This window comes from Spirulina sp. LEGE 11439, assembly GCF_059821285.1.
This window is the reverse complement of the sequence record NZ_JCAMRX010000019.1, coordinates 15,319-26,797: the sequence shown is the minus strand read 5'-3', so window position 1 is coordinate 26,797 and position 11,479 is coordinate 15,319. Positions and strand designations below refer to the sequence as shown.

General features: G+C 38.0%; 9 protein-coding genes. All 9 read right to left on the bottom strand.

The genetic code is table 11. The features are described 5' to 3' along the window. Window positions 1-13: 13 nt before the first annotated feature. The 9 genes from AC6RV6_RS14370 to AC6RV6_RS14330 all read right to left on the bottom strand — a co-directional run bounded on the left by AC6RV6_RS14370 (window position 14) and on the right by AC6RV6_RS14330 (window position 11,473). On the bottom strand, window positions 14-2,338 hold the full coding sequence (locus AC6RV6_RS14370; RefSeq protein WP_500241549.1) for an ArnT family glycosyltransferase: 2,325 nt from the start codon (window positions 2,336-2,338) through the stop codon (window positions 14-16). Between the two features lie 46 nt (window positions 2,339-2,384). Next, entirely contained in the window at window positions 2,385-4,046 is a 1,662-nt protein-coding gene (locus AC6RV6_RS14365) for a hypothetical protein (protein ID WP_500241548.1), read from the bottom strand. A gap of 44 nt (window positions 4,047-4,090) precedes the next feature. Next, window positions 4,091-4,786 carry a class I SAM-dependent methyltransferase gene (locus AC6RV6_RS14360; protein WP_500241547.1) on the bottom strand — a complete coding sequence of 232 codons (696 nt, stop codon included), beginning with the start codon at window positions 4,784-4,786 and terminating at the stop codon, window positions 4,091-4,093. A gap of 35 nt (window positions 4,787-4,821) precedes the next feature. Then, a complete protein-coding gene (locus tag AC6RV6_RS14355; RefSeq protein WP_500241546.1) occupies window positions 4,822-5,610 on the bottom strand; it encodes a glycosyltransferase family 2 protein in 789 nt (262 codons plus the stop codon). A 166-nt stretch (window positions 5,611-5,776) separates the two neighbouring features. Beyond that, window positions 5,777-6,697 (bottom strand): NAD-dependent epimerase/dehydratase family protein, encoded by a 921-nt coding sequence (locus AC6RV6_RS14350; protein ID WP_500241545.1) that lies wholly within the window; start codon window positions 6,695-6,697, stop codon window positions 5,777-5,779. A 13-nt stretch (window positions 6,698-6,710) separates the two neighbouring features. Beyond that, entirely contained in the window at window positions 6,711-8,654 is a 1,944-nt protein-coding gene (gene asnB, locus AC6RV6_RS14345; RefSeq protein ID WP_500241544.1) for an asparagine synthase (glutamine-hydrolyzing), read from the bottom strand. Between the two features lie 302 nt (window positions 8,655-8,956). Then, window positions 8,957-9,634 carry a PD-(D/E)XK nuclease family protein gene (locus tag AC6RV6_RS14340; RefSeq protein ID WP_500241543.1) on the bottom strand — a complete coding sequence of 226 codons (678 nt, stop codon included), beginning with the start codon at window positions 9,632-9,634 and terminating at the stop codon, window positions 8,957-8,959. A gap of 49 nt (window positions 9,635-9,683) precedes the next feature. Further along, window positions 9,684-10,274 carry a Uma2 family endonuclease gene (locus AC6RV6_RS14335; protein ID WP_500241542.1) on the bottom strand — a complete coding sequence of 197 codons (591 nt, stop codon included), beginning with the start codon at window positions 10,272-10,274 and terminating at the stop codon, window positions 9,684-9,686. Between the two features lie 74 nt (window positions 10,275-10,348). Continuing rightward, window positions 10,349-11,473: a glycosyltransferase family 4 protein gene (locus AC6RV6_RS14330; RefSeq protein ID WP_500241541.1), complete on the bottom strand. Its 1,125-nt coding sequence runs from the start codon at window positions 11,471-11,473 to the stop codon at window positions 10,349-10,351. Window positions 11,474-11,479: the final 6 nt, after the last annotated feature.

Genomic DNA, 11,479 nt, shown 5'->3' with positions numbered 1-11,479 from the left:
ACATTTGATATCATTATATTTCTTGATTTTTTCGCCTAAAAAACAAAAATAAAGTTTGTGCGATTGTAAAAAAATCAATAAGAGAAAGAGAAAATAAAATAATACAAGACGTGAAAATATAGCGAAAATTAACAACTGGAGTAATAAACATAAATGAAGCAATTAGCGACCCAGCAACGTTTAAAGACAGGAAAAAATACTTGAATCTGTTTTTTTGCTCGATCTTGGTCAAACGATCGACAATCTGAGAAAAAATTGCTAAAATACAGACGAGATAAATAAAATCTTTAGGAAGAAAAAAACTTTCAAAACCCGGTAAGATTTCATCGACAACCCATTCCTGAATTCTCGGTAGCTTAAAATTTGCTTCTAAACCCAAATCGTTATCTTTTAAAATTCCATAATCATAGGGATATTGAGGTCCGCGAAATCCGAGAAAATAATCCCAAACGTGACTTTTGTGCTTTAAATAAGCAAAAGGATGTTTCAATATGCTATCAAAAAGTAAGAATTGCAAAATTTTAGTTCGGTTATTTTCGACTTTTTGATAATTAAAAATTGCCTCCTGATGCCAAACATAATCATCTCCACTAATAGGAGAATAAAACTGTTTAAGATTTTCATAAGAAGTTTCTTTTTTTTCGTTGGCTAATGCTGTAAAAAATTCTTGAAAACTATACGGTCTAGGAGTATTGGTGTGAAGATAAGTACCAATAATATCATATAATATAGCCTTGCCCTCTTGATGTGTCTCATTTGCATTCGCCAAATAATTAATCCCCTGAGGAAATCCAAGAGGTGCAAAAATAGAAAGAGAGGCAATTGCAATCCAAGCGATCGCTTGCAAACGCAGTTCGCGCTTTAGATAAACGAAACATTCAAAAGCAAAAAATGGAAAATAAAAAATTGCACTTTTTCTCAGAGAAATACTAATGCCAAATAAAATACAATACAGAATAAACCAAGTAACTTTCTTTGTTTCTTGTGATTTTAATAAACTGCATAACATTAAAATTAAAGCAGTACATAACCAGACATCTTTCCATAGTGTTACGCTATAATTCCACAGCGTAGGAATAAGAGGAATTAACGACAGGCATAATAGCTGTAATTTTGGAGCAATCGCACGATATTGAAGAAGTAAATAAATAAATAAATAAATACTGAAATAAAGCAAAAATCCTTGAATAAAAGCAAATAAAGCAGGGCTATCCGTAATCCATAAAGTTGCTCTCATGCCTAAAGTCATCAAAGGAGGATGCCAATCATCATAACTATGACTTAATGCTTGTGACCACTGATTTAAGGAATCTGCACTCATAATTGCTGGATAATAAACCAGCATCCAAAAACCACTTAAAACAATAGATAAGCCAATAATATAGCTCCATATACCCAACCATTTTTGTTGTTGTTCTTGCCAAAGATGAACTGTACTAATCAATAGCACGACCGTCATTATAAAACCAAGAAAAGTTGCGAGAAGACTGCAAGTCCAACGAGTCCAAAATCGCCAAGGCAAAACATAAATATCATTATTTTTTTGAAGGAGTATTTTATTTCTTGCTTTAACTTGCTTAATATTAACCACTCCTCCTCCTTCTGGAATAAATTTAATTTTTCTCCAAGGAGTATCGACAGATTGAAAGACATAATCTCGAACAATGCGATCGCCAGCGACAAATGCAGGAAATTGTATAGTTTCATGCCTGCCACTGCGTCGATAAAAATCGAGTTCGCGCACGGTATCATTAACGCTTATTTTGGCTTTTCCACTACCTGCATGGGCAAAGATTTCGATTTCTAAATCTCCTCCTTCAATCGGTACGTTTAGAGATTGAATTTGACTGGGTTGAGAAAGATATTCGGGCTTATTGCTGTGAGCGATCGCGGCTTTGCCTTGTGGAGAACTGCCCGAATTTCGCATTTCCCAATTCCCAGTAAAATGAGCTTGCGACCAATCAACTTGACCTCGAGGGGTGTTAATATCTAATACGGCAACTTCAAAGCCTCGCGATTCAGAATTTTTTTCTCCCAATGCTTCAATTTGAATGTTCCATTTTTGTGATTCAATCGGTTTAACAATAATTGGTTCGTAAGCATTGGGATAGTTTTCTGGATTGTCCCAATATGCTCGAACGATTTCTACTCCCGGTGCAGAAAGTTGCACGGCGATCGGTAAATTGCGTTCAGTAAAAATATCATGCCATGTAGAAAAGCTCAATAAAGCCAGAACTAAAGCAAGACAACTAGACCAAAATAAAGTTATTTGTGAAGATTGAAGCCATTTACTAACTTGGTTAAAAAGTCTGATGATGTTTCCGATCTGATGTTTCATTAGCTAAGGAGTAAAAAACTCTTGGATTTTTCAGTATTTAGCTTTCTTATAAAAAAAATCGATGATAGAAGGAATACAAAGCTCTTCGTATTATCATAGTTGTATAAATAATAATAGCAATTTCTCCGATAACAATAATATCTTGAATGTTAACAATAAATCGTAGCACATCAGCAGTATTAAATCCACCTAAAAATAAAGTATATGCGATTGTTATTAATGCAGAAAATATAGCAATTAATTTTAAGTTAATAAGGCTGGTTTTGCCTTTAGTCGGAAAGAAAATAAAAGGAAAAGTATAAAAAATAAGAGGGATGGAGAAAATTGAAAAATATTGGAATCCTCGCAGACATTTATAAATGAATTTGAAAAGGACAGTATAAAAAGATTCAATCGCTTGCCAGATTGCGAAAATTTCAGGATTTTCGTAATCTCCCATGCGATCTCGTTCTGAGAGAATTGCGTTTTTCATGCGATCGATCGTCCAAATATTGGATTCCGATTGCTTTTTAATATAATCCTTAAAAGTTTGAATATCGTTTTGATGTCGTTCTAGAGAAATTGTTTGAAGATAATCAAAATAATCGGAAGAGTTGGCATAGTGAATTAAATGTAATGCGCGATCGAACGCATATTTTAAATATTGAATTGGATGCGCGGCGATCGCTTCTTTGGCTAATGTTTGAAAAATTTTATTAACCTCTTTTGTTGAGGTAGGTTGAGATTTGGATTCTAGATAAGCATGAACGGAAGCGACTGGACTGCGATCGCCAAAATCAGTTTTGAGTTCATCATTAGTGCTGCCAAATACCAGCCAATTACAATAATACTCTTTACGGGCTGCATATTTGGATGTATAAAGCGGCATATATTCTCGAAAATCTGCCATCAGTTCTGGGTAAGTTTCTGACTTTAGATCGATGAGATGGCCAACGTGACAGAAAAGATTATATCCAGCAAAATAACTGAAACCAAAATTCCCCATTTTTGCTTTAAAGCCATAACCGTAAGTTAATAAACCAGAACCAACTATAATGCAAATCAAAATTGCAGAAATACCGATCTTTTGCAAACTTTGTTTTTGTTTTTGCCAGAACCATATTGCAAAATATAGGATTACAGTTACAGGAACTAAAATAATAGCACTGGGCTTAGAGAGAATATTGAGATAGATTACGATCGCAGTTAAAACTATTGACCAAAGTTTTAGCGATCGCCCGATCGCAGAAATCATGAGTGTGAAGTAAAGCCCATAAAGCGTTCGAGATAAATGCTCGGAAAGCAATAAATATTCAAAAGATAAATTATTATTGGCAAAACATAGATAAAACAGTACGATAAGAGATAATATTTTTAATTCTAATCGATAAGCAAGTGTTAAGGTAATGGTAAGCGTTAATAGAATCCAGAGAACATTATGGATAATTAAAATTCCGATAGGATGCTTAAAAAGAATTAAGCCTAAAGCAACCAAATAAGGAACTCCAGCAGTTCTAATTTCGGAAATAGGTAAAGCAGGTGAATTAAGGGCTGGTCCTAAATAACTCCATGAATCTGGTAAAAAATAAGGGATTCCTAGGCTAAATGTCCAAAAAATTCTGAGAAATAAACCGATAGTAAATATTATTATAAATAAGCTCAGAAATATTTTTGAAATATGAGTCTCAATCAATTGAATGGGTTGAGCTTCACAAAATTTCGTTTTCAATTCCAAAAGATTTTTTTTGTTCGACATCTCAAATCTAAATTGGCCTATTTTGATTTATTAACAATAGCAAATAAAGAAAGCCCAAAGGGTAGAGGCAAAATATTTTCAAGGAATTTTGCTATAGGGACAATTTCATTAAATAAACTGACTTGAGATGAAGAAGGGATCGATCGCTGCAACACTTTACCATTCAGCCACCAACCTATAATTCCAATTCGATTAAAATACCATATTCTCGAACCCGAAAAATGGTTTTTTGGGAGAATATTCAATAAACTTTTCCGATTGTAGCGACGATAATGACCGATTACCTTATCCATAGGACTATACAGAAATTGTAGTGCAGGAACTTTAAGAATTAATTTACCCCCCGGTTTTAAACAATGATAAAGCTGATTCAATGTTTGTACATCATCTTCAATGTGTTCAAGAACGTCAAGCAAAATAATCGTATCAAATGTATTATTTAAGTCAAGTTGAGTGGCATCAGCGACAAGAAGTTCGACATGATTGAACTCCTTCAATCGAGAGCGTGCTTCGGTGACGTATTGTAGGTTTAGGTCTACCCCTGTCACGCGATCGCAATTCTGGGCTAGCAGGGTTGTAAAATTACCATTACCACAGCCAACCTCTAATACATTTTGACCTAAATGAGGACGAATTTGGGAAAATACCCATTCATTAAAGCGATCGGCTCGCTTTAAATTTGTTAGCCAAAATGCTTGAACATCAGCAACCATAATACTCCTACACAATGAAAAATTGACGATTTTAGTTATTTTTTATAGGTTTTAAAAGAAAACGGAGTAATATTGGGAATTTGCTTAAAAGAAGAACGTAAATTACAAAATAGATTAAAGCGAAAAATATACCAAATTGCTTCTATTCCATCTTTTAAGCCTATTTTTTTTCCTTCATCATAAGTTCGACCATAATAACTGATCGGGACTTCATAAATTGAATAACCGAGGCGAGTTAATTTAGAAATTTTTGCCGTGACCTCAATTTCAAAACCAAATCCCCTCGATTTGATAATCATATTACTAATAATTTCCCGACGAAAGGCTTTATAACCTGTCTCTACATCTGTCATGTTGAGGTTAGTCATAAAGTTGCAGAGAAATGTCAAAAAGTGATTGGCAAGACTGTGATAAAAGTAAAGAACCCGTGCGGCTTTTCTCACAAGAAAACGAGAACCATAGACAATATCTGCTTTCTCGTCTAAAATCGGTTGAATGACTGAAGGTATTTCTTCTGGATCGTATTCTAGATCTGCATCTTGAATAATTACGATATCTCCTTCTACTAACGCAAACGCTGTTTTAAGCGCTTCAGTTTTGCCTTTATTTTTAGGATGTCGGGTCACGCGAACGCAAGAATACATTTCCGTTAATTCGAGAGTAATCTCTGGCGTTCGATCTGTTGAACAATCATCAATGATAACAATTTCTTGCAGGTCAATTTTTTGCAAGTTGGATAGATCGAAAACTTTGCGAACAATTTCTTTAAGAGTTTGTTCTTCGTTGTAAACTGGAATGACAACAGATAGTGTTTTTGGATACACGCTCTTTTAAGGGTTTCTCTGGCGAGGGTTTAGACTTGTTTATGTCGTTAATTTTAACATTAATTTACATCTTTATTCATCTATCTCTTAACTCAAAAAAAATCAGAATGTATGACCTTATTTTGATTAGATAATCTTATAAAACAATAGATGAATTGCAGTGCATTTAAACTTCAGCGAGTAAATGAAATTGTTGTTCGATTTCATATTTGGGTGTGAAATCAAAACAGGAATTAATTTTTTTTATATTAGAGTGAGAGTGTTGAATGTCTCCCGTTCTCGCTGGAGCAAATTGAATATTTTCTTGCCAATGAGGAAAACATTGTCTGAGAATTTCAACTAACTCGAGCAAAGAAAGCGATCGCCCGCTTCCCACATTAACCACTAATTCTTTAGTTTCTGGCAACGGCAATTGCAAAGCTTGTCTAAAAGCACTGGCAATATCTGTCACGCTAATAAAATCGCGGGTTTGCGAACCATCACCATAAATCGTAATGGGGGTATTATTTTTCATCGCTTCGAGAAACTTAGAAATAACACCGGAATAAGGAGATTGCGGATCTTGGCGATCGCCAAAAACATTAAACAATCTTAACGCTACAAAAGTAAAACCATATTTGTCCGCAAAGAGTTGCCCGTACTGTTCGCCGACCAATTTTTGCAAACCATAGGGGGAAATGGGTTTTGTGGGATGATCTTCAGCAATGGGTAAGGTTTGGGGCATCCCATAAACTGCCGCAGAACTGGCAAAAACTAAACGGGGACATTGTAGTTTATGGCAGAGTTGAATTGCCGCCAAAGTTGCTGATAAATTATTATGATGAGCCGCGAGAGGATCGAGCCAAGAACTTTCTACTGAGGGAGTTGCCGCGAGATGGGCAATGCCATCAACGGCTTGATTAAAATCTTCGGCAGTACAATCGAGAATATTTTTCTGCACGAGGGTTAGCTGGGAATGCTCGGGTAAATTATTGAATTTTCCCGTGCTGAAATTATCTAATACTGTCACCCGATCGCCATTGGCTAAAAGCTGTTCGGTGACATGAGAGCCGATAAATCCCGCTCCTCCCGTGACAATAAAGTGCATAAAGGCTTTGTTCCTAATTTTCGGCCAACCACGCTTGAAACATTAAAACATCCCAAAGATAGTATTGCCAATTGTAATGCCCAGATAAGTGTTCTTGCCATTTTTGCCGGATGGGTTGGGGGTGAAAATAACCCTCTTGACGCAACCGCCTTTCGTCGAGAAGATTTTCCGCCCAGTCTCGCAGTTCTCCGCGCAACCAGCGATCGATGGGAACCCCAAATCCCATTTTCGGACGTTCAAAAAGATTTTCGGGGATGTATTGGGCGAGAATTTGCCGGAGAATCCATTTTCCTTGCCCTTCCTCGGGGGCTTTCCACGCGAGGGGGAGACTCCAAGCTAATTTGATAACTCGATGGTCGAGGAAGGGGATGCGGGTTTCCAGACTGACTCCCATAGCCGCGCGATCGACTTTGACGAGAATATCTCCGGGGAGGTAAGTGTGGGCATCCAAGTACATCATCTGCTCGAAAAATTGGGGAAGATTTGCCCAAAGTACGGGAGTATTGAGGGCTGTTTGCGGTTCGATCGCATCGAGAACAATCTCTGCGGGATTTTTCCAGTGGGAAACAAAGCTGCGATAAATGGCTTCTGGACTCTCCAAGCTCAAAACGTCGGCGACGCGGTGTAATTTTGTTCCCAGTTGACGCTGTTTGAAAGGGGACGGAAGCCAAGGCCGGAAAGGTTGTAAGGTTTGGTCCCATGCTTGGGGCGATCGCGCTTTTAAAACCCGCGCCAAGATTTTTTTAATTCCTGTAGGGATGTTCCTCTTGCCAAAACGTTGTCCCATGAAATAGCGAGTATAGCCCCCAAAAAGCTCGTCTCCTGCATCTCCTGACAAACTCACTGTCACATGCTGACGTGCTAATTGTGCGACGAGAAAGGTAGGAATTTGAGAGGAGTCGGAGAAGGGTTCATCGTAAAGGGTTGGCAGTTTCGGCACGATCGCTAAAGCATCTTGAGGCGTAACGTAGAGTTCTGTATGGTCTGTGCCTAAATGTCGAGCAACTGCTTTAGCATAAGTCGCCTCGTTATATTCTGCTTCGTGAAAGCCAATGCTAAAAGTTTTCACGGGTTGAGAACTTTGCGCCTGCATCAAAGCCACAATGAGGGAAGAGTCGATCCCCCCGGATAAAAAGGCTCCCAAGGGAACATCGGCGAGCATTTGTTGCGCGATCGCGTCTCGCAATAAATTATCGAGTTGCGCGATCGCCTCTCGTTTGTCCCCGGAAAAGGGGTTTGCTGCCCCATATTCCGCGACTTCTTGGAATGACCAGTAGGGGATTGGTTCGGGGCGTTCTCCTCCCTGTTTGAGGCTCAGCAGGGTTCCGGGAGGCAGTTTAGAGATATTTTTATAAATAGAATGAGGCGCATTAATATAATTGTGACGCAGGAGGAGAGTAAGGGCATTGCGATCGATTTCTCCTTGCCAGTCGGGATGAATTTTTAAGGCTTTCAGTTCCGATCCAAAGAGGAATGTTGACCCCATCCAGCCATAATAAAGAGGTTTTTCTCCCATTCGATCGCGGCACAAATGCAGCACCCGATCTTGACGATCCCAGAGGGCAAAAGCAAACATCCCGATAAAGCGTTTAACTGCTGCTTCAATGCCCCATTGACAAAAACCTGCCAGCATCACCTCAGTATCAGAATGACCTCGGAAACGATGGCCGAGTTGTTCGAGTTCTTTTCGTAGGCTTAAAAAGTTGTAAATTTCCCCATTAAAAATGATGATATAGCGATCGCCTGCCGAGAACATGGGTTGATGTCCTTCTGGAGACAGGTCAAGAATGGAAAGTCGGCGATGTCCTAAAGCAATACCTGCATTTTCATCCACCCAGTTTCCCCCATCATCGGGACCGCGATGGAGAAGCCGAAAAGACATTTTTTCGACAATTTCTTGTAAGCGATCGGGACTTGTTGTGGCCGATGAATCCCAAAATCCAGTAATTCCGCACATTATTTGTTCTTGATTTTGGGAATAGGGTCGAGTTTAATCATAACGAACTGAACGGCAATCTAAGATATATATTGATCTAATTTACGCATCATCTGACCAAAGATATCCTTTTTCTCCTGTTCCGCTACCTACCCATACTAGCGACCATCTCCGATATCTTTGACATTCTCTCCACCTCGACAAACTAAGTGAATCCCTATTACTCTACGAGACATTGTTTGAATTTCTCCTTAGTATAAATTTCGGCTTTACTGATTGACTATAGAATTCAATTACAACAAAGTCAACAGATAGGTTTAAGTTCACCTAGTTATTTCTATATCTTCAGCATAACTATACACTTCAATGTTTAGTTTTCGACCAACTTCTAATGCTCTAGGATGTACCATTGGCGAAATAATAATTTTTCGATTGGCAGTTTGATGATGGCGTTCTTGATAAAACCTAACTTTTTTCTCAAACGTATAGATATCCGCTTTACTGATCGATGATTTTATTTCGCAGATAATCAACAAGCTATTTTTGATAATTAAATCTAATTCAATTTGTTCTGGTCTGCCAAAAACTTCTCCTGTTTCATCGTATTCTGTTAAGTTAATCACTTCAACCCCAAAAGACTCTTGTAAAATTCCTTGGAGTGCTTTGCGAAAAGATTCTTCCGAACGAAATCCCCATCTCGCACCTAAAGCACCTATTGTGCTATCGTGCTTGCGATTAAGCGTTCTAACTTCTTCTAAAAGTGCTTGGAAGTTCCGGTTTTGTTCGTCCCACTTGCGATTTTGTTCATCCCATTTTTGACGCTGTGTTTCGCGATCGCGCTGCAATTCTGCCAAAATGCGATCGAAGCGATTTTCGGTTTCTTGTTTGCCTGCATATAAATTTTCAATAGTTCGCAATACAAAATCTCGTACCTCTCGATCTTCTTGTATGATTTTCGGTAATTCTTGTCGAATCAATGCTTTAATTTCTTGTTCTTCCATAACTTCCCACCTCACACATTTTTACATTGTACAAGTTTTCAGTGAGAAATTACCAAATTTTTGCTAGCTTTAAAACAAACCCCGATAGAATAGGATCGCCTTTAACTGTTGTAGGAGATTCCAAACATTCTACTTCAACTTGCGGACGATAGATATAAACTCGGCGATTTTTGCGATCGATTAACCATCCCAAAGATGCTCCATTTTCAATATATTCTTGCATCTTATCTTGTAACGGTTTGAGATTATCGCTAGGAGATCGCAATTCAACGACAAAATCAGGACATAATGGCGCAAATTTTCGTCGTTTCTCCAAGGGAATTGCCTGCCATTTCTCTAATTTTACCCAAGCCGCATCCGGCGATCGGTTTGCACCATTTGGAAGCGTAAAACTCGTAGAAGAATCAAAATCAATCCCTGTACCATCTTCGTCTGACCAATTACCCAATTGTTGCGTCAGTTTTGCATTATGGTGTCCAGTTTCGCTTCCTACTGGAGACATAACCAGCAATTCTCCTTCAATATTTCGTTCGATACGATAATTACGGTTAATTTGACAGAATTGAAAAAACTGCTCGTCTGTCATTTCAAAAGCAGGGCGAGTTTGGAGAATTAATGGAGTATTGTCGAGACTAAGCATTGTTTTGAGGTAATGGGAGTCAAGAAGAGCGATCGCTTACCCAATTCATTAATCATACTAGCATTTTCAGTGACTCAGGCTAATTTTTGATACAAATTTTCGTATTGTTGTACGGCCATTTCTAAAGAAAAAGATTTCTCAATCTTTTCTCGAGCAAGTTTTCCCCAATTCATTCTCTCTTGGTCTCCAATATCGATTAATTCTCTCCATGCTTGTGCTAATGCTTCTGAATTTTTTGGCGGAACAATTTTTCCGGTATCGCCTACTAAACTAGCGCAATCTCCCACATCAGTAACAACACAAGGAATACCACAGGACATTGCTTCAGCAATAACATTAGGTAATGCTTCTGTAAAAGATGATGATGTGGCAATATCTAAAGCGGCCATAATATTAGGGATATTATCTCGCTGGCCTAAAAGATGAACTTTGTCGGTTAAGTTTAATTCTTCAATGAGTTGAGTTAAGGTTTTATTTTTGCGATCGCATCCCTGACCGCAAAGAAGAAAATGAGGATCGCGATTGCTTTTACTTTCTAACAATAATGCGGCAGCTTGTAAGAAGTTTGGATGATCTTTTTGGGAGTGAAAACGCGCAATTTTACCAATTAGTAAGCTATCTTCTGATAATCCTAATTCTTCTCGTGTGCTTTTTCGTGCATGAGCAGAAGGAATAAAAAGAGCGGTATCAATACCATTAGGAATAACAAGACTATGTTTGCGACTATAACCCACATCTAAATGTTGTGAATAACTGGTTTGAGAAACAAAAATAGTTTGCTTAACAAAGTGTGATAATAAACTAGAAGTCAAGGCGATCGCTGTTGTTCTTTTCTTCTCATATTCGAGAGAATATAAAGAATTATGAATGCACCAAATACAAGGTTTATGATAAAATAAAGTGGCTAAGAATGCCGCTAAATTAGCATGATACATCCAACCCTGAATAATATCGGGTTGAATTTGACGAACGAGTTTTAAAAGTATCGCGATCGTGTTAAAAGAAGGTGCTTTAGGATTTAAATTGAGAGTATGCACGGGAATATCAAGATCGGCAATGCGATCGCCTAATGACCCTCGATCCATAAGAGAAATTACAGTACATTGGAAGCGATCGCGATCGCAGCGAGAGAGAAGTCGATACAACATCATTTCTGCTCCTCCCGTATCTAAATCAGTAATGATATGGAGAATTTTCATGATTAA

Excerpts from the sequence above, each read along its gene's own strand:
- AC6RV6_RS14335 (WP_500241542.1), bottom strand. The coding sequence starts at position 10,274 with ATGCTTAGTCTCGACAATACTCCATTAATTCTCCAAACTCGCCCTGCT.
- asnB (WP_500241544.1), bottom strand. The coding sequence starts at position 8,654 with ATGTGCGGAATTACTGGATTTTGGGATTCATCGGCCACAACAAGTCCC.
- AC6RV6_RS14330 (WP_500241541.1), bottom strand. The coding sequence starts at position 11,473 with ATGAAAATTCTCCATATCATTACTGATTTAGATACGGGAGGAGCAGAA.
- AC6RV6_RS14350 (WP_500241545.1), bottom strand. The coding sequence starts at position 6,697 with ATGCACTTTATTGTCACGGGAGGAGCGGGATTTATCGGCTCTCATGTC.
- AC6RV6_RS14340 (WP_500241543.1), bottom strand. The coding sequence starts at position 9,634 with ATGGAAGAACAAGAAATTAAAGCATTGATTCGACAAGAATTACCGAAA.
- AC6RV6_RS14360 (WP_500241547.1), bottom strand. The coding sequence starts at position 4,786 with ATGGTTGCTGATGTTCAAGCATTTTGGCTAACAAATTTAAAGCGAGCC.
- AC6RV6_RS14370 (WP_500241549.1), bottom strand. The coding sequence starts at position 2,338 with ATGAAACATCAGATCGGAAACATCATCAGACTTTTTAACCAAGTTAGT.